The 18113-nt window shown below is 72.5% G+C and carries 19 protein-coding genes; 10 read left to right on the plus strand and 9 right to left on the minus strand.

Annotated features, from left to right (window positions below):
* Nucleotides 1-134 precede the first annotated feature (134 nt).
* Genes mbhE through mnhG form a run of 6 tightly spaced genes read left to right on the plus strand, consistent with a single transcriptional unit; the run spans nt 135 to nt 6129 of the window.
* Complete coding sequence (mbhE, locus tag E1200_RS18385; protein ID WP_131953271.1) at nt 135-3017, plus strand: hydrogen gas-evolving membrane-bound hydrogenase subunit E; 2883 nt, start codon at nt 135-137, stop codon at nt 3015-3017.
* A complete protein-coding gene (locus E1200_RS18390) occupies nt 3014-3469 on the plus strand; it encodes a Na(+)/H(+) antiporter subunit C (RefSeq protein WP_131953272.1) in 456 nt (151 codons plus the stop codon). Before mbhE ends, E1200_RS18390 begins: the two co-directional genes overlap by 4 nt.
* On the plus strand, nt 3466-4986 hold the full coding sequence (locus E1200_RS18395) for a Na+/H+ antiporter subunit D (protein WP_131953273.1): 1521 nt from the start codon (nt 3466-3468) through the stop codon (nt 4984-4986). Before E1200_RS18390 ends, E1200_RS18395 begins: the two co-directional genes overlap by 4 nt.
* A complete protein-coding gene (locus tag E1200_RS18400; RefSeq protein ID WP_165950368.1) occupies nt 4983-5519 on the plus strand; it encodes a Na+/H+ antiporter subunit E in 537 nt (178 codons plus the stop codon). Before E1200_RS18395 ends, E1200_RS18400 begins: the two co-directional genes overlap by 4 nt.
* Nucleotides 5516-5797 carry a monovalent cation/H+ antiporter complex subunit F gene (locus E1200_RS18405; protein WP_131953275.1) on the plus strand — a complete coding sequence of 94 codons (282 nt, stop codon included), beginning with the start codon at nt 5516-5518 and terminating at the stop codon, nt 5795-5797. Before E1200_RS18400 ends, E1200_RS18405 begins: the two co-directional genes overlap by 4 nt.
* Nucleotides 5794-6129 (plus strand): monovalent cation/H(+) antiporter subunit G, encoded by a 336-nt coding sequence (gene mnhG / locus E1200_RS18410; protein ID WP_131953276.1) that lies wholly within the window; start codon nt 5794-5796, stop codon nt 6127-6129. Before E1200_RS18405 ends, mnhG begins: the two co-directional genes overlap by 4 nt.
* Before the next feature lie 3 nt (nt 6130-6132).
* Here the strand turns inward: mnhG and E1200_RS18415 are convergent, their stop codons facing one another.
* Entirely contained in the window at nt 6133-6975 is an 843-nt protein-coding gene (locus E1200_RS18415; RefSeq protein WP_131953277.1) for a siderophore-interacting protein, read from the minus strand.
* On the minus strand, nt 6975-8009 hold the full coding sequence (locus E1200_RS18420; protein WP_131953278.1) for an ABC transporter substrate-binding protein: 1035 nt from the start codon (nt 8007-8009) through the stop codon (nt 6975-6977). Before E1200_RS18420 ends, E1200_RS18415 begins: the two co-directional genes overlap by 1 nt.
* A 142-nt stretch (nt 8010-8151) precedes the next feature.
* Between E1200_RS18420 and E1200_RS18425 the strand changes: the two genes are divergently transcribed.
* The 3 genes from E1200_RS18425 to E1200_RS18435 are packed head-to-tail and all read left to right on the plus strand — an operon-like array spanning nt 8152 to nt 11086.
* The gene (locus E1200_RS18425; RefSeq protein WP_131953279.1) at nt 8152-9192 is read left to right on the plus strand and encodes an iron chelate uptake ABC transporter family permease subunit; all 1041 of its coding nucleotides are present in this window, start codon (nt 8152-8154) and stop codon (nt 9190-9192) included.
* On the plus strand, nt 9189-10268 hold the full coding sequence (locus E1200_RS18430) for an iron chelate uptake ABC transporter family permease subunit (RefSeq protein ID WP_131953280.1): 1080 nt from the start codon (nt 9189-9191) through the stop codon (nt 10266-10268). Before E1200_RS18425 ends, E1200_RS18430 begins: the two co-directional genes overlap by 4 nt.
* Nucleotides 10268-11086, plus strand: a complete 819-nt coding sequence (locus E1200_RS18435) for an ABC transporter ATP-binding protein (protein ID WP_131953281.1) — start codon at nt 10268-10270, stop codon at nt 11084-11086. The genes E1200_RS18430 and E1200_RS18435 overlap by 1 nt, the downstream gene beginning before the upstream one ends.
* An 80-nt stretch (nt 11087-11166) precedes the next feature.
* Here E1200_RS18435 and E1200_RS18440 read toward each other — a convergent pair whose 3' ends face one another.
* The 7 genes from E1200_RS18440 to E1200_RS18470 form a co-directional block, all read right to left on the minus strand.
* Nucleotides 11167-12432 (minus strand): ABC transporter substrate-binding protein, encoded by a 1266-nt coding sequence (locus tag E1200_RS18440; RefSeq protein ID WP_347813225.1) that lies wholly within the window; start codon nt 12430-12432, stop codon nt 11167-11169.
* The gene (locus tag E1200_RS18445; RefSeq protein WP_347813226.1) at nt 12429-13550 is read right to left on the minus strand and encodes a branched-chain amino acid ABC transporter permease; all 1122 of its coding nucleotides are present in this window, start codon (nt 13548-13550) and stop codon (nt 12429-12431) included. The genes E1200_RS18440 and E1200_RS18445 overlap by 4 nt, the downstream gene beginning before the upstream one ends.
* Nucleotides 13543-14433, minus strand: a complete 891-nt coding sequence (locus tag E1200_RS18450; RefSeq protein WP_131953282.1) for a branched-chain amino acid ABC transporter permease — start codon at nt 14431-14433, stop codon at nt 13543-13545. The genes E1200_RS18445 and E1200_RS18450 overlap by 8 nt, the downstream gene beginning before the upstream one ends.
* Entirely contained in the window at nt 14430-15338 is a 909-nt protein-coding gene (locus E1200_RS18455; protein WP_131953283.1) for an ABC transporter ATP-binding protein, read from the minus strand. Before E1200_RS18455 ends, E1200_RS18450 begins: the two co-directional genes overlap by 4 nt.
* Entirely contained in the window at nt 15335-16147 is an 813-nt protein-coding gene (locus E1200_RS18460; protein WP_131953284.1) for an ABC transporter ATP-binding protein, read from the minus strand. The genes E1200_RS18455 and E1200_RS18460 overlap by 4 nt, the downstream gene beginning before the upstream one ends.
* Before the next feature lie 180 nt (nt 16148-16327).
* Complete coding sequence (locus E1200_RS18465; RefSeq protein WP_131953285.1) at nt 16328-16618, minus strand: MTH1187 family thiamine-binding protein; 291 nt, start codon at nt 16616-16618, stop codon at nt 16328-16330.
* A gap of 16 nt (nt 16619-16634) precedes the next feature.
* Complete coding sequence (locus E1200_RS18470; RefSeq protein WP_131953286.1) at nt 16635-17027, minus strand: hypothetical protein; 393 nt, start codon at nt 17025-17027, stop codon at nt 16635-16637.
* Between the two features lie 59 nt (nt 17028-17086).
* Here E1200_RS18470 and E1200_RS18475 point away from each other — a divergent pair, with 59 nt between their 5' ends.
* Nucleotides 17087-17857 (plus strand): enoyl-CoA hydratase-related protein, encoded by a 771-nt coding sequence (locus tag E1200_RS18475; RefSeq protein ID WP_131953287.1) that lies wholly within the window; start codon nt 17087-17089, stop codon nt 17855-17857.
* Nucleotides 17858-18113 lie beyond the last annotated feature (256 nt).

Here is an 18113-nt window from a genome sequence, read left to right on the forward strand (position 1 = left end):
GAAAAGGGGGGCTTGGGGGGTGGCGGGTTGTTCGTCTGGTCGGGTTAGGTTGAAGATTCGTTTCGCAGGCGCTGGGCGGGTAGATCAGCTCTGCGTTCGGGTGAGTCTTGCCTTGGGGAGGGGACGCGGGCGGCATGGTGACGTTGGTCCTGGCCTATGCCGTCGCCGCCATCGTCGTCCCCTGGGCTCTGCGGCGTCACCGCCTGCTCATGGCTTGTGCCGCGGCGGTGTTGCCGGCCGCCACCGCCGTCTGGGCCGTTGCCCACGCGGGTGGGGGCGTGCTCACCGAGCAGGTTTCGTGGGCGGCCGACCTCGGGCTCGTCATCGACTTCCGGCTCGACGCGCTGTCGGTCGTCATGCTGCTGCTGATCGGCGGGGTCGGCGCCGTCGCGCTGTGCTACGCGGGGTCCTACCTCGAACGCTCCGAAGCGCTGATGGTCGGGACGCTCGTCGCGTTCGCCGGGGCGATGACCGGGCTGGTGCTCGCCGACAACCTGCTCGTCCTGTACGTGTTCTGGGAACTCACCACGCTCGCCTCCTTCATCCTGATCGGGACCACCAACCCCGAGCGGGCCGAGGATCGGCGGGCCGCGACGCAGGCGCTGCTCACCACCACCGCGTTCGGTCTCGTGATGCTCGCGGGGTTCGTGCTGCTCGGGCAGACCGGCGGCACCTACCGGATCTCCGAGCTTGTCGCCGACCCGCCGGGCGGCGCGGCCGCCGAGGTCGGCCTCGTGCTGGTGCTGCTCGGCGCGTTCGCCAAATCGGCGCAGATGCCGCTGCACGCGTGGCTGCCCGCCGCGATGGTCGCGCCGTCGCCGGTGAGCGCCTACCTGCACGCCGCGGCGATGGTGAAGGCGGGCATCTATCTGGTGGCGCGGCTGTCGCCCGCGTTCGCTGAGACTGCCCTGTGGCGGCCGACCGTTGTCTGCGTGGGCATGGTGAGCCTGCTGGCCGGCGGTGTCATCGCGCTGCGCAAGGACGATCTGAAAGCCCTGCTCGCTTATGGCACCATCAGCCAGCTCGGCTTCTTGATGGTGCTCGTCGGGCACGGCACGCGGACTGCTGCGCTGGCGGGGCTCGCGCTGTTGCTGGCCCACGGGTTGTTCAAGGCGCCGCTGTTCCTCGCGGCCGGGGTCGTCGAACACGAGGCCGGGACGCGGAACGCCAGGGAGCTGTCCGGGATGTGGCGGCGGCTGCCCGTGACGGCCGTCGCGTCGGCGGCGGCGGTCGCCTCCATGATCGGCCTGCCGCCGTTCCTGGGGTTCGTGGCGAAGGAGGCCGCCTTCGAGGCGTTCGCCCACGGTGGGTGGGACGCCGTCGTCCTCGCCGGGGTGGTCGCGGGCTCCGCGTTGACCACGGCTTACGGGGTGCGGTTCCTGCACGCGGCGTTCTCCGGCGATGCGGACGGTGCGCGTGCCGCCGAGCCGTGGGGGATGACCGTGCCGCTGGCGGTTCCGGCCTCGGCCGGGTTCATCCTGGGCTTCCTCTACGGGCCGCTGCAGACGATGATCGCGCCGTACGCGGACTCGCTCGGTGGCGAAGCCGGCTACAAGCTCGCGCTCTGGCACGGGTTCGGGCTTCCCCTTGGGCTTTCCGCCTTGGCCATCGGGGCCGGTGTCGTCGCCTACCTGCTCTTCGGACGTTCCTATGCGGCCGAGAAGCCGTTCGCGTGGCGGGGGCCGGACGGGCAGGGCGGGTACTACGGCGTCGCCCGCGGCATCCTCGTGGGGGCGCACGCGGTCACCAAGCGGATGCAGGTCGGGTCGCTCCCCGTCTACCTCGGGGTGATCGGCGCCACGGTGCTCGTGGTGCCGGGCACCGCGCTCGTCATGGGCACGTTCGGGGAGAAGAGCCCCGATCTCGCCGGGTACGTCCTGCACGCCTGGGACGATCCGGTGCAGTCCGTCCTCGGCGCGGTCGTGATCGCCTGCGGCCTCGCCGCCATGCTGACGCGCCGCAGGCTGACGGCGGCGCTGGTGATGGCCGGCGTCGGCTACGCGATCGGCGGGCTCTTCGTGGCGCAGGGCGCGCCCGACCTGGCCCTCACGCACCTCGTCGTGGAGACGCTCCTGCTCATCACCCTCGTGCTGGTGATGCGGCGCCTCCCGGAGTACTTCCCGCCGCGCCGCCGCAAGCTGTCCGCCAAGGTCGCGACCGGCCTGATCAGCGGCGGTCTCGGCGCGTTCCTCGCGAGCTTCCTGGTGGTGGCGTCGCTGAGCCGCACCGACAAGCCCGCCGGCCCCGGTTACGCCGAGCTCGCCGAGGAGGAGGGCACCGACAACATCGTGAACATGATCCTCGTCGAGACGCGCGCCCTCGACACCCTCGGCGAGATCACGGTGGTGGCGGTGGCGTCCATGGGCGTCATCAGCCTGGTGCTCAGCGGGCGCCGCAGGCCCCGTCCGGTCAGCGAGGACCCGGGAGCCGGTGAGCCGGGAGGCAAGCTCGGTGAGGGCGGCCGGAGCTGGCTCGCCACGTCGGGGCGCCCCGCCCTCGGCGGCGCGCCGATGGTGCCGGCGGCGGCCGCGGCGCGCCTGCTCGGCCCCGCGATCCTCGTGTTCTCCCTCTACCTGCTGATCGCCGGGCACGGGCGCCCCGGCGGCGGATTCGTCGCCGGGCTCGTCGCGGCGATGGCGTACGTCCTGCGGTACCTGCCGGGCGGCCGCCGCGAACTCGAGGCCGCGATGCCCGTGCGGCCCGGCGTGCTGCTCGGCAGCGGGCTCGGGCTCGCCGTCGCCACCGGCGCGGCCGGCTGGGCGATGGGCGGATTCCCCGACGGGGACTTCCTGAAGAGCGAGTACCTGAAGTTCGCGCTGCCGCTGCTCGGTGACATCAAGCTCTCGACCAGCCTGTTCTTCGACCTCGGCGTGTACCTGCTCGTCCTCGGGCTGGTGCTGACGATCCTCAGCACGCTCGGCGCGAGCCTGGACAAGAGCGCCCTGCAGGAACATCCGGACGAGGACGACCCGGCCGGGGAGGCGTCCGGCGGCCCGGCGGAAGGAGCACGACCATGACGGGTCCCGCGCTCGTCCTCGTCCTGGCCGTCGCCGTGCTGTTCGGAGCGGGCTTCAACATGCTGATGGAGAGGTCCCTGATCCGGATCGTGATCGGCTTCATGCTCCTCGGCCACGGCGCCAACATCCTCCTGCTGCTGGCGGGCGGGGCCGCCGGGTCGCCGCCGCTGCTCGGCGCGGAGTCCGAGCGGCCGATGGCCGACCCGCTGCCGCAGGCCATGGTCCTCACCGCGATCGTCATCACCTTCGGCGTGACGGCCTTCCTGCTGGCCCTGGCTTACCGCAGCCGGCTGCTCCTCGGCGAGGACGAGGTCCGCGACGACGTCGAGGACCGCCGGGTCCACGCCGGGCGGCGCCGCGAGGAGGCGTGGGCCGGCGGCCCGGACGACGTGCCCGACCCCCTTGAGGACAACACCGAGCGGGAAAGCGGCCGGGCGGGGGAGGGCGCGTGAACGTCCTCGTCCCGCTGCCGTTCGTCCTGCTGCTGCTCGGCGCCGCGCTCACGATGATCAGCCGCCGCCGGGAGACGTGGCTGCGCGTCCTCGCCCCGCTGACCGTGGCGGCGGCGCTGGCCGCGGCCTGCGGGCTGATGGCGGCCGTCGCCCGGGACGGCGTGATCGCCGTCCCGATGGGCGGCTGGGCCGCGCCGCTCGGCATCACGCTCGTCGCGGACCGGCTGTCGGCGCTGCTGCTCGTGGTGTCCATCGCCGTCCTGCTCGCGATCATGCTGCACGCCGTGGCGGAGGGCGCCGGCGGCCTCGGCGGCCACGAACCGGGCGTGTTCTACCCCGCGTACCTCACGCTGACCGCCGGCGTCGCGCTGATCTTCCTCGCCGGCGACCTGTTCAACCTGTTCGTCGCGTTCGAGATCATGCTGGCGTCGAGCTACGTGCTGATGACGCTCACCCCGACGGCGGAGCGGGTCCAGGCGGGGATGACCTACACCGTCGTCAGCCTCATGTCCTCGATCCTGTTCCTCGCCTCCATCGGCCTGGTGTACGCCGCGACGGGCTCGGTCAACCTCGCCGACCTGTCCGAGCGCGTCTCGCACCTGCCGGAGGGCACCCGGACGGCGCTCGGGCTGCTGTTCCTCGTGGTGTTCGGGATCAAGGGGGCGATCGCCCCCATGCACCTGTGGCTGCCCGACAGCTACCCCGCCGCCCTCACCAGGGTCACGGCCGTGTTCGCGGCGCTGCTGACGAAGGCCGCCATCTACGCGCTCATCCGGGTGGAGACGCTGCTGTTCCCCCGCGAGGAGGTGTCGTGGATCATCCTCGCCTTCGCCGCCGCGACCATGCTCGTCGGCACCCTCGGCGCGCTGACCCACGACGACATCCACCGGGTGTTCTCGTTCATCCTGGTCGGACACATCGGCTACATGCTGTTCGGCCTGGGGCTGTTCAGCATCGCCGGACTCGCCGGCGCGATCCTCTACCTCGTCCACCACATCGTCGTGCAGGCCGCGTTGTTCCTGGTGAGCGACCTCATGCAGGGACGCACCGGGGAGACGTCGCTGCGCCGCCTCGGCGGACTGGCGCGCATGTCGTCGTTCATCGCGGTGCTGTTCTTCGTCCCGGCGATGAGCGTGAGCGGCATGCCGCCGACCTCCGGTTTCATCGCGAAGCTGGCGCTGTTCCAGGCGGGCCTCGGCCAGGGCGGCAGTGCCGCCTACGCCGTCACCGGGGTCGCGGTGGTCGCGAGCCTGCTGACGCTCATGGCGATGTCGCGGATCTGGACGCTCGGGTTCTGGCGCCCCCGCCCGGAGGAGGCCGGTGAGCTCCCCGCCGCGGCGTCCTACACGCAGGCGAGCACGCGGCTGATGGGGACCGTGACGGCCGTGCTGGTCGTCGGCGGCCTGCTCATCGCCGTGTTCGCCGGGCCGCTGGCATCCTGGAGCAGCCTCGCCGCCGCCGACCTGCTGGACCCGACGGCGTACCGGAACGCCGTGCTGGGAGGAGGGACCCCGTGAACCTCGCTCTCCGCCGCGCCGGCTCCCGCCTGTTCATCGGGATCTGGCTGCTCGGGATCTGGCTCCTGCTGTGGGGGCGCGTCGACGCCCTCACCGTGATCGGCGGCGTCGTCGCCGTCGCCCTCGCGTACGCGGCGAGCCGGCTGCCCGCCGTCCCGCTGATCAGGCGAATACGCCCGCTGCGCGTCGCCGCCGTGGTAGGCGAGTTCGTCTGGGACCTGCTGGTGTCCAGCCTCGTCATCGGCTGGCACGCGCTGTACCGGCCGAAGCAGGTGCGCAGCGGCATCATCAACGTGGACATGCGGTCCCGCTCGGACTTCATCCTGCTGGGGGTCACGACCAGCATCTCCCTGCGTCCCGGCACGATCCTCATCGACCTGGACGCGGACCGGACCGTCCTGCGCATCCACGCCATGCCGGTCCGCGACCTCGCCGAGGCCGAGTCCCGGCGCCGGGGCGTGGAGGTCACCGAGGAGAGGCTGATGCGCGCGTTCGTGACCTGGGAGGACGCCCCACCGGAGGAGCAACGATGAACGTCGTCTACATCGTGACCATGGCGCTGCTGGGCGCCGCGTTCCTGATGACGGCCGTACGCCTGATCCGCGGCCCGTCCAGCTTCGACCGGATCATGTCGCTGGACGTGATGGCCGTCCTGCTGGTGTGCGGCATCGCGGTGTTCTCGGCCTACTGGGGCGAACCCGCCTACGCCACGCTCCTGCTGGTCGTGTCGATGCTGGGCTTCGTCGGCTCGGTCAGCGCCGCCCGGCTGGCCGGGGCCCGCAAGGCGGAGCGGGCGAAGGAGGGGGCATGAGTCTCGCCGACGGCATCACCGCCGTGCTGCTGCCCGCGGGCGCCGTGTTCTGCGCCCTCGGCGCCCTCGGCGTCCTGCGCTTCCCCGACCTGCTCAGCAGGCTGCACGCGGCGACCAAGCCGCAGACGATCGGGCTGCTGCTGATCCTCGGCGGGGTCGCGCCCCAGGCGGGCTCCGTCTCGGCCGCCGCCCCGCTGCTGCTCGTCGGCTTCTTCCAGCTGCTCACCGCGCCCGTCACCGCCCAGACGGTCGGCGGCGCCGCCTACCGCGCCGGCGTCATCGACCGCGACGTCCTCACCGTCGACGAAAGCCCCCAGGAGCGGAAGCCGTAGCGGTCACTCCTCGGTGGCGGGGCTGCCGCCGGCCACGTATTCGGCGAGGAGGTCCTCCTCACTGGCGCCGCGGCGCCAGTAGCCGGTGAAGGTGACGGCGCGGCGATCGAGGCCGCGTTCGCGGACCAGGTGGCGGCGCAGCGCCTTCACCTCGGCGGACTCGCCCGCGATCCACGCGTAGGCGCCGTACGGGAGTTCCGCGGCGCGGACGGCGTCGAGCAGGCCGCCGGGGGAGACCCAGGTGACGTCCGCGTCGGCGGCGGTCGGGAGCTCCTGCCGGTCCGCCGGATCGGGGACGTCGATCCAGACCCGCGCGGCCGTGCCGGCGGGCAGGGACGCTAGGTTCCCGGCGATGGCCGGCAGTGCGGTGATGTCGCCCGCCATCACGACCGGGGCGCCCGGCGGCGGGCGGAAGTCGTAGCCGCCGTTGTCGGGGCCGGTCGGGCCGAGCGCGGCGATGCGGTCGCCGGGACGGGCCGCATCCGCCCAGGCGGCCGCGGGACCGGAGGTGCCGTTCGCGTGCAGGGCGAAGTCGACGTCGAACTCGCCGGGCCGCGTGTCGCGGACGGTGTAGGTCCGCATGATGGCGCGTTCGGCCGGGTCCATGGCTCGCCAGTCGGCGAACCACGTGTCGCCGCCGGCGCTCTCCGGCAGGAGGGGCGCGTCCTGGTGCGGGTGGGGGAAGAACAGCTTGAAGCGCTGGTCGCGGCCGGCCGAGACGAACGCGGCGCCGGAGCCGCCGGGCGGGTCCCAGCCGAAGGCGATCCGGACCATGTCCGGGCCGAGCCGCTCGGAGCGCCGGACGTCGAGGCCGAAGAACGCGTAGGGGTGCGCGGGCCTGGTCATCAGCCGGTCTTCTTCGCGGAGCGCAGGGCCTCGGCGAAGGCTTCGAGGATCGGCGCGCAGCCCGCGTAGGAGAAGCGCGGCTCGGGCTGCCACGGCACGACCTGGCCGGCCTTCACCGCGGGCAGGTCCTTCCAGGTCGGCTTGCCGCCGAGGTCCTTCGGCTGGAGCGCCTGGGTGCGGGAGTCGAGCAGGATGACGTCGGCCTTGTACTTGCCGGCGTTCTCCCAGCTCAGGTTCTCGAAGTAGCCGTTCTGGTCGAGCTTGTCCGGGACGACGAGGTCGACGCCGAGCTCCTTGAGGTAGATCAGGTCGGTGTTCTTGTCCGGGCTGGACGCGTAGAACAGGTCGGGGCTCGCGGACGCGGCCAGCACCTTCAGCCCGCTGCCCCCGGCCGCCGTGCGCACCGCCTCCGCGGCCTTCTCGAACCGCTCCTTGGCGGCGGTGACCTGCTGGGACTTGACGTCCGCGCCGAGTGCGGCGGCCAGCGCGGCGGTCCGCTCGATCGGCTTGGGCAGCGGCACCGCGCCCGCGGCGATCGCGGCGCTCGGCGCCAGCGCGTAGACCTTGTCGGCGCTCTCCGGCGGGACGTAGAACAGCTCGTCCTCCAGGAACATGTTGCTGACCAGCAGCTCGGGACGCAGCGCGGCGTACTTCTCGATGTTGAACTCGCCGAAGGCGTTGCCGATGATCTCCAGCCGGTCGACGGGGAGGTCCCCGGCCTGCGGGTCGGGGCTGCCGTCCTTGAGCTTGGTCGGCCCGAACACCCCGACGAGCTGCTCGTCCACCCCGAAGTCGTAGAGCGCCGCGGCGGCTGCGACGTAGCCGACGACGCGCTGGGGCCGCGCCTTCAGGTCGATCTTCTCGCCGCGGTCGTCGGTGAACGACCAGGCGCCGCCGGCGGAGTCGTTCGTGCCGCCGCCGTCACCGCCGCACGCGCTGATCAGGGCGCCGAGGGCGACGGCGCCGCTCGCGCCGAGGAAGCCCCGGCGGGTGAGGGCTGCGGTCGTGCGGTGCCGGCTGTCGAGGTTCGACATTTCGGGCGTCTCCAATATTCGCGTATTCTGGCCCCTATTGCGGGGTTTTGATCAGCGCTTAGGTTAACCTAACCTAAGTAGCTGTCCACAAGGTGGGATCGATCACCCGGTTCCACGGTGCGTCCCCCCGGAGCTCCGCCAGGTGTTGTCGACCAAGCCCCCGCCGGTCACGGCGCACCCCGAACGGCCTACGGGCAGCAGACGGGCGGCCGGGCTCGCCGGCGCGCTGCTGTTCCTCCTCGCGGCCGTGCTGCTCAGCCTCGCGGTCGGCGCGAAGCCGCTATCGCCCGGCGAGGCGTGGGACGGGCTGTTCCACGCCGGCTCGCCCGCGTACTCGATCGTCCACGACATGCGCCTGCCGCGGACCGCGCTCGGGCTGCTCGCGGGCCTGGCGCTCGGCGTCGCCGGCGCGGTGATGCAGGCGCTCACCCGCAACCCGCTCGCCGACCCCGGCCTGCTCGGCATCAACGCCGGCGCCGCGGCCGCCGTCGTCTCGGCGATCTCCTTCCTCGGCGTCACCTCGTTCACCGGGTTCGTGTGGTTCGCGTTCGCCGGCGCGGGAGCGGTCGCGGTGCTGCTCTACGCCGTCGGCGGCGGGCGCGCCGCCACGCCCGCCCGGCTCGTCCTCGCCGGGGCCGCGCTGAACGCCGCGCTGTACTCCTACGTGAACGCGGTGCAGCTCCTCGACACCGCGTCCCTCGACCGGATGCGCTTCTGGACGGTCGGCTCCCTCGCCTCGGCGCAGGGGCACACGATCGTGCGCGTGGCCCCGTTCATCGCCGTCGGGCTGGTGGTGGCGCTGCTGCTGGCCCGCCCGCTGAACGCGATGGCGATGGGCGAGGACGCCGCCCGCGCGCTCGGCGCCGACCCCGGGCGCGCGACCGTCGCCGCGATCCTCACGGTCACGCTGCTGTGCGGGGCGGCGACCGCGGCCTGCGGGCCGATCATCTTCGTCGGGCTGATGGTGCCGCACCTCGTCCGCGCGCTGACCGGGGCGGACCTGCGCTGGCTCTTCCCGTACTGCGCGGTCCTCGCGCCCGCGCTGATGCTGACGGCGGACGTGATCGGACGCGTCGTCGTGCGCCCCGCCGAGCTCCAGGTGGGCATCGTGATGATCGTGGCGGGCGGCCCGGTGTTCCTCTACTTCGTCCGCCGGCCCCGCCGCGGGAGGCCCGCCTCATGATCGGCACCCGCCTCGGGAAGGGGCGTCCCCAGCGCCGCGGCCCGCACTTCGCCGTCGTGCGGGCCGCCGGGATCTCGCTCCGCTTCCGCCCGCGCGCCGTGGTCGTCGCCGTCCTGTGCCTGGCCGTGGCGCTCGGCATGGGCGTGCTCCTGATCGGCACGGGCGACTTCCCGATGAGCCCCGCCGAGGTCGTCCGGACCCTCGCCGGGCAGGGCGCGCCCGCCGACACGCTCATCGTGAACCAGATCAGGCTGCCGCGCACGGTGGCCGGGCTCGCGGTGGGCGCGGCGCTCGGCCTCGCCGGGGCGATCTTCCAGTCCTTGGCGCGCAACCCCCTCGGCAGCCCCGACATCCTCGGCTTCACCCAGGGCGCGTCGGCCGGCGTCCTCGCGGTGATCGTGCTGACCGGCGGCGGCAGCGCCGCCGTCGCCGGGGGCGCCGCGGCCGGCGGGCTGACGACGGGGCTGCTCGTGTACGCGGTGGCGGGCCCGCGCGGGATCCACGGCCAGCGGCTCATCCTCGTCGGCATCGGGGTCGCCGCCATCCTCACCGGCGTGAACGGCTACCTGCTCACCCAGGCCAACATCGTCGACGCGGCCCGCGCCGTCCTGTGGCTGACCGGCAGCCTCGACGGCCGCGACTGGTCGGACGCCGCGCCGGTCCTCGCCGGGCTCGCCGTCCTCGGGCCGCTCGTCCTGGTCGGCTGCGGCCGCGCGCTGCGGATGCTGGAGATGGGCGACGACGCCGCGAACGGGCTCGGCGTCCCGATCGAGCGGGTGCGGCTGCTCATGCTCACCGCGGCGGTGCTGCTCACCTCGTTCGCCGCCGCCGCGGCCGGGCCGGTGTCGTTCGTCGCGCTGACCGCGCCGCAGCTCGCCCGCCGGCTGACCCGCACCACCGGCCCCAACCTGCTGCCCGCGATGTGCATGGGCGCGGCGCTGCTGGTGGCGGCCGACTGGACGGCGCAGCGCGCCTTCCCGGGGCACCAGCTCCCGGTCGGCGTCGTGACCGGGCTCCTCGGCGGCGGATACCTGGTCTGGCTCCTCGTGACCGAACGCAAGACGGGACGGATCTGATGGACAAGAAGCGGCCGGCCGGCGCGCGGCTCACCGGCAAGGGGCTGACCCTCGGCTACGACGGGCGCACCGTCGCCGAGGACCTCGACGTCGCCGTCCTGGACGGCTCCTTCACGGTGATCGTCGGCCCGAACGCGTGCGGCAAGTCGACGCTGCTGCGGGCGCTGGCCCGGATACTCAAGCCGTCCGCCGGCACGGTCGTGCTGGACGGGGAGCCGATCGCGGCCTGGCCCGCGAAGAAGCTGGCCCGGACCCTGGGCCTGCTGCCGCAGTCGTCGATCGCGCCGGACGGCATCACGGTCGCCGACCTGGTCTCGCGCGGCCGGTACCCGCACCAGAGCCTGCTGCGGCAGTGGTCGCGGGAGGACGAGCGGGTCGTGGCCGGGTCACTGGCGGCGACCGGCGTCGCCGACCTCGCCGGCCGGCACGTGGACGAGCTGTCGGGCGGCCAGCGGCAGCGGGTCTGGATCGCGATGGCGCTGGCCCAGCAGACACCGCTGCTGCTCCTGGACGAGCCGACGACCTACCTCGACATCGCCCACCAGATCGAGGTCCTCGACCTGTGCGCCCGGCTGCACGAGGAGGGCCGGACGGTCGTCGCCGTCCTGCACGACCTGAACCACGCCGCCCGCTACGCCACCCACCTGATCGCCATGCGGGACGGCCGGATCGTCGCGGAGGGCGACCCGTCCTCGGTGGTCACCGCGGAGCTGGTCGAGGAGGTCTTCGGGCTGCCGTGCCGGGTGATCGAATGCCCCGAGGCCGGGACGCCCCTGGTCGTCCCGGCCGCGCCCACCCGGGCCCCCGCCGCGCGCTGACCCGGGGTGGCGGGCCGGCGCGGGCGGGGCTGGAAGCGGCGAGGACCGGGCGCACACGACCCCGGCCCCCGCCGCCGGTCTCACTTGCCCGCCGGGACCTGGTACGCCTCGGCGATCTTCGATGCGGCGGCGTCGCGCTCGACGACCAGCCCGCCGGCGGCCTTCTCGTCGGTCCGCAGGATGTAGGTCTTGCGGGTGCCGGGCTCGTTCACCTTCGAGAAGTCCATCGGGGTGCCGTAGCCGTCGTCGTAGGCCGTGGTGGACCGGTGCGCCTTGATCAGGCCCTCCCGGGTCAGGTCCTTGGCCTCGCACGCCTTCGTCAGCGCGTCACCGAAGACGACCGCGCTGGTGTAGCCGTTGACGACCGCGTTGTCCAGCGGCTGCCCCGGGTACTTCTTCTTGTAGTCGTCGGCCAGCTTCTTGATCTTCTCCAGGTCGGAGGAGATCGGCGCGCCGGCGCTGGCGAGGTAGAAGCCCTTCAGCAGCGCGGGCGCCGCCGGGGTCTTCAGCAGCTGCGGGGAGAACCCGGAGTTGCTCGCCACGATCGGCGCGGTCACGCCCTTGGAGCGCGCGACACCCGCGAGCGACGCCGACTGCATCGGCCCGGCGCTCATCAGGATCGCCGACACGCCGGCGCTCTGCAGCGCCGACACCTGGGCGCTCATGTCGTTGTCGGTCGCCTTGATCTTCTGCTCGACGATCTCCAGGCCGAGTTCCTTCGCCGCGTGCTTGGACCCGGCGAGGGCGCTCTCTCCGTAGTCGCCTTCGAAGTACACGTGACCGACCTTGTCGCCCTTCTTGATCCCCTTCTCCTCGGTCAGGAAGTCCAGGGCGTTGATCATGTCGACGTCGTACGTCGTGCCGGTGACCTGGATGTACTCGTTGCCGAGCAGCGTCGTCGCCCACGCGTTGGGGATGACGAACATCTTGTCGGAGGTGATGCGGTCGCCGAGCGCCGTCACCATCGGCGACCCGACGAACTGGGAGAGGCCGATGACGCTGGACTCCAGCTCGCCGTAGCTCGCCACGGCCTTCTGCACGTCGTACCCGTGGTCGCGGACGACCAGTTCGAGCGTCCGGCCGCAGATGCCGCCCTCGGCGTTGACCTGCTCGACGTACATCTTCTGCGCCTGGGTGAGGCTCTTGCCGAGCGGGGCGTACACCCCGGTCATGTCGGTCTGGACACCGATGCTGATCTTGTCATCGGTGACGCCGGTACCGTGCTTCACGCCGTCGGCGCCGGTCGCCCCGCCGCCGCCGGTCGCCTTGTCGCTGCAGGCCGTCATGGCCAGCGGCAGGGTCAGCGCCAGGGCGCCGGCCACCGTGACACGCGCCATTCGTTTCATGCCGGTTGCTCCTCTTTTTCGGGGGTGGTGAGATGTCGGGAAGCCCGGCGGCGGGCCACGGCGGTGCGCAGCATCGGCCACACCCCGGCCAGGCCGCGGGGAAGGAACAGGACGACGGCGACCACGGCGGCGCCGTACAGGATCCGGGCGGCCTCGGCGGGGGAGACGCCGCCCGAGCCCGGGGCGGCGACCAGCGGCAGGTCGTCGCCGAACCGGGTGAGGAGCTGCGGCAGGGCGGAGACGAACACCGCCCCCGCGACGGCGCCGCCGACGCTGCCGAGCCCGCCGATGACGATCATGGCGAGGTAGTCCAGGGCCAGGAACATGCCGAAGTACTCGGGGACGGTCCGCTGGAACACCAGCGCGAGCAGCGCGCCCGCCGCCCCCGCGTACATCGACGACAGCACGAACACCCCGGCCCGGTAGCGCGCCACCGGCACGCCCATGACCGAGGCGGCGATCTCGTGGTCGCGGATCGTGTTCATGGCCCGTCCTGGGCGGCCGCGCAGGATGCCGCGCGCGATCCACGCCGCCGGGATCAGCAGCGCGACGGCGAAGAACCACAGCCGTTCCGGCGCGCCCAGCGGCACGCCGAGCGCCGCCATCTCGGGGGTGTCGGCCATGGTGACGGGGCCGAGCTGGAGCGGCGGGACGTTGCGCCCGTTGAACCCGCCGGTGACGCTCTCGGCGTTGAACAGCACGTGCTGCCCGATGAAGATCAGCGCGAGGGAGGCGATGCCGAGGTAGACCCCGCGGAGGCGTCCCGCGATGGGGCTGAACAGCCCGCCCGCGATGCCGGCGAGGACGATCGCGCCGAGGAACGCCAGGCCGGTCGGCAGCCCGAGGCCGGTCATGTCGTCCTCCGCGGGGGACGCCAGGTACACGTACCCGTAGGCGCCGACGGCGAGGAAGAACGCGTGGCCCATCGACAGCTGCCCGGTGGACCCGGTCAGCAGGTTCAGGCCGATCGCGCCGATCGCGGCGGAGATCGCGAACAGGCCCGTCTGCAGCCAGAACGTGTCCAGGTAGAAGGGGGGCACGACCATGAACACGAGGCCGGCGGTGAGGAGTACCCCCGGCGTCATCCGGGTCCGGGGGAGGAAACGGCGGTCAGACACGCGACATCTCCCTAGTCCCGAAGAGCCCCGCCGGCCGGACCAGCAGCACGAGGAGCATCACCACGAACGGCGCGACGCCGCCGATGCCGCGGCCGAGGAACGTCAGGTCGCCCTGGTAGCCGGTCACGAGCGACTCGGTGAGCCCGATGAGGAGCCCGCCGACCAGTGCGCCGGTGGTGGAGTCGAGCCCGCCGAGGATCGCGGCGGGGAACGCCTTCATCGCGGCGAACGAGGTGCCGCGGTCGAGGCCCGGCGTGGGGAACACCGTGAGGAACAGCGCGGCGATCGCCGCGAGCCCGCCCGCGATCGCCCAGGCGGCCAGCGACACCCGCGACAGCCGGATGCCCATCAGCGAGGCGGTCTCGCCGTCCTCGGCGGCGGCCCGCATCGCCACGCCCCACGAGGTGAAGCGGAACGCCAGCATGAACGCCGTGATGACGGCCGCCGCGACGAGGAACGCGGCGATGCGCGTCTGGGCGATGCCGATGCCGCCCACGTACACGATCTTGTCCTGCCAGGGGTCGCCGAGGGAGAGGACCTGCGTGCCGATGCGCCGGGTCAGCTCGGTCGCCAGCACGATGTCGATGCCGATCGTGACGATCGCCAGCACCGCCTGGTCCTCCACGCGGGCGCGCCGCAGCACCAGCACCTCGACCAGCACCCCGAGGACGGCGGCGGCGGCGATGCCCGCGGCGAGCGCCGGGAGGAAGCCGATGTCGTCGTGCAGCACGGCCGTGATGAAGCCGCCCGCCAGCAGCAGTGACGCGTGCGCGAAGTTGACCACCTCGGTGGCCTTGAAGATGATCACGAAGCCGAGGGCGATCAGCGCGTAGACCGATCCCGCCGAGACCCCGTTGATCACCAGCTCGATGAACGTGCTCAAGGGTTTCCTTCCCCGTGGGACGGCGCCGCCGGCTCGTGCGCGGCACCGAGATAGGCGCGGATCACGGCCGGGTCGCGCTGCACCCGCTCCGGTTCGCCGCCCGCGATCCGCTTGCCGAAGTCGAGGACGGTCACCTCGTCGGCGAGCCGCATGACCATGCCCATGTCGTGCTCGACGAGCAGGATCGACAGGCCGAGGTCGGCGCGGGCGCGGGAGATGACCTCGGCCATCCGGCGCCGCTCGCCGCCGTTCATCCCGGCGACGGGCTCGTCCAGGAGCAGCAGCCTCGGTTCCATCGCCAGCGCGCGGGCCAGTTCCAGCCGCTTCTGGACGCCGTAGGACAGCGTCCCGGCGGGCGCGGCCAGGTACTGGTCCACGCCGACGAAGCGGGCGATCTCGCGGACCCGCTCGCGGTGCCGGGCCTCCTCGCGGCGCGCCCACGGCAGCCGCAGGCCGGTGGACACGAACCCGGCGCGGGTGAGGCGGTGCCGCCCGAGCATCAGGTTGTCCTCGGCGCTCTGGTGCCGCGACATCGCGATGTTCTGGAACGTGCGGGCGACGCCGAGGGCCGCGATCCGGTGCGGCGGCAGCGAGGTCAGCTCGGCGCCGCCGAACCGGACGCTGCCCGCGCTCGCCCGGTACACCCCGGACAGGACGTTGAAGCACGTCGACTTGCCCGCGCCGTTCGGCCCGATGATCGCGTGGACGCTGCCGGGCGCGACCGTGAAGCCGACGTCGTCGAGTGCCGTGAGCCCGGCGAACCGCACCGTGAGCCCGCTGACGACCAGCGCGCCCTCGTCCGCCTCCTGCGCGGAGCCGGCCGCCCGCGCCCCCGGGTTCGCTTCGCTCAGCTCCGTCTCTTGCGAGGGGGCGACCCCCCGCGTTCCCCGGTTCGCTTCGCTCATCCCGTCCACCTTCCGAGCGCGGGCGGGAGAAACTTCCCGGACGTCTCGCCGTCGTCCTCGACGGCGGTGTCGTCACCGACCCCGAGGTAGCGGCGCCGGACCTCGTCGCTGCCGGCGAGTTCCGCCGAGGGGCCGTGCAGCGCGACGGCGCCGACCTCCAGGACGTGCGCGTGCGACGACAGCTCCAGCGCCAGCGCGGCGTTCTGCTCGATCAGCAGGATCGCGGTGCCCTGCAGGTTGATCTCGCGGACGGTCTCGGCGATCCGCTCGGCCATCAGCGGCGCGAGGCCGAGGGTCGGCTCGTCCAGCAGCAGGACCGACGGGCACGCCATCAGCGCCCGCCCGATCGCGAGCATCTGCTGTTCGCCGCCGGACAGCAGCCCGGCCCGCTGCCGCGCCCGTTCCGCCAGCACCGGGAAGAGCTCCAGCACCCGCCCGTGGGCCTTGGCGGCCTCGGCCCGGCTGGGCGCGCCGAGCGCGCCCGCCCGCAGGTTCTCCTCGACGCTGAGCCGGCCGAACACCCGCCGGCCTTCGGGCACCTGCACCACCCCGGCCGCGACGACGGTCGCGGGGTGCAGCCCGATCAGGGAGCGGTCGCCGAGCCGCACCGAGCCCGCGTCCACCGCACCGCGGTGGAACGGAAGCGTGCCCGAGATCGCCCGGAGCAGCGTCGACTTGCCCGCCCCGTTGGCGCCGAGCACCGCCGTCACCGATCCGGCCGGGACGTCCAGCGACACGCCGTGCAACGCTCGCACGGCCCGGCCGTAGGTCACCGACAGATTCCGGACCGCGAGGGTCCCGTTCGCCATGCACGCCTCCACAATTCGTGTGGCTGGCACCCCAACACGGGGCGCTGACCTGCGTCCATGGGGCGCGGGCAAGACGTGGCGGGCGTCCAATCGAACGCCATTCGGATTGTGTGGCGAGCACAACGGGCCCCGCCCGGCGAGGCTTTCCGAGCGGGATTCGGGTCGTCAGGTTGTGCGCGGTCAGCGGAGGTGGCGCTCCACCGATTCGACCTTGGCGTCGAGGGCGCCGGTGACGCCGGGGCGGAGATCGGCCTTCACGACGAGACTCACCCGCGGGGCCCGCGCGGCGACGGCGTCGGTGGCGGCCTTCACCACGGCCATCACCTCGTCCCATTCGCCCTCGATGGTGGTGAACATGGCGTCGGTGCGGTTCGGCAGCCCGCTTTCGCGGACCACGCGCACGGCCTCCGCGACGAGTTCGCCGACCTCCTCACCGGCGCCGAGCGGTGTCACCGAGAACGCGACGAGCATCGTGGACCTCCGTGCCTCAGGGTTGCAGGACCTGCCTCACCACGATCTCATCGAGGCGCCGCTCGACGATCGCCCCCGCCGGCCAGTCCCGCACGAGGGTCCGCAGCAGCGCCGCCTCGTGCTCGGCGAACGAGGGGTCGCAGCCCTGCTGTTCGAGGCTGGACCGGATCGCGAGCACGTAGTCCTCGCGGGTGAACCCGGGGACGTCCCGGACCATCGCGGTCGTCGTGGCGCGGTGCGAGTTGAGCCCGGCGAACGAGCGCCCGCACCCGCAGCCGCCGTCCGGATCGTCCCGGTCCCGGGCGCACACGACCCCGATGTGGACGAGTTCGCCTTCGACGCACCAGTCGAAGTCGTTGGCGCGGAATCCCTGGCTGGAGTTGGTGGCGGTGAGCAGCTTCAAGGCCATTACCCCCTAGGCGTGGACCCGACCACCGTACGGCGGGGGTCTGACGTAACGTCGAGGGCATGAGCGAAGACGACGTCCTGCTCCACAACGACGGCACGTTCGCCACGATCACCATGAACCGCCCACGCCGCCGCAACGCCCTGTCGCGCGACTTCTTGATCACCCTCACCGAAGCGTTCCGCGAGGTGGGCGCCACCGACGCCCGCGGGGTGATCCTCGCCGCGAACGGCCCGGTCTTCTCCGCCGGCCACGACTTCGCCGACATGGCCGGCGCCTCCCACGCCGACGTCCGCGCCCTGCTCCAGGCCTGCACCGAACTAATGCAGACGATCCAGTCGATCCCCCAAGTGGTAGTGGCCCGCGTCCACGCCCTGGCGACGGCCGCAGGCTGCCAACTGGTAGCAAGCTGCGACCTGGCCGTAGCGGCAGAAAGCGCCGGTTTCGCAGCCCCCGGCGGCAAAGGCGGCTGGTTCTGCCACACCCCCCTGGTGGCGATAGCCCGCAACGTGGGCCGCAAGCGCGCAGCGGAAATGGCCCTGACCGGCGAGATATTCGACGCCCGAACCGCCGCCGACTGGGGCTTGATCAACTACGCAGTCCCCGACAACACTCTGGAAAAAGCAACCCAAGACCTGCTGCAACGAGCCACCCAAGGCAGCAGAGCCAGCAAGGCCCTGGGCAAACAATCGATGTACGCCCAGTTCGACCGCCCCGAACAAGACGCCTACACCTACGCCATAGAAGTAATGGCAGCCTCCAGCCAAACCCCAGAGGCCCAAGAAGGAATAACGGCCTTCCTAGAAAAACGCCCCCCAACCTGGCCCACCTGACCACCCCCTGAGCCAGGAGGGGGCAAGGGCCGAGCCCGAAAACAGAACCACGTGGGCATGTGCAGGCACTCGCGAACTTGAGCAGGAGGGGGCGAGGGGCGGAGCCCCAAAAACAGGACCACGCGGGGACGTACTGGGATCCACAAGCCTGAGTTGGCAGGGGGCGAGGGGCGAAGCCCCAAAACAGAACCGCGTGGGGACGTGCAGGGACCCGCGAACCTGAGCCCGGAGGGGCGTGGGGGCGGAGCCCCCACAT

The sequence above is a fragment of the Actinomadura sp. GC306 genome (assembly GCF_004348665.1).
GTDB lineage: Bacteria > Actinomycetota > Actinomycetes > Streptosporangiales > Streptosporangiaceae > Spirillospora.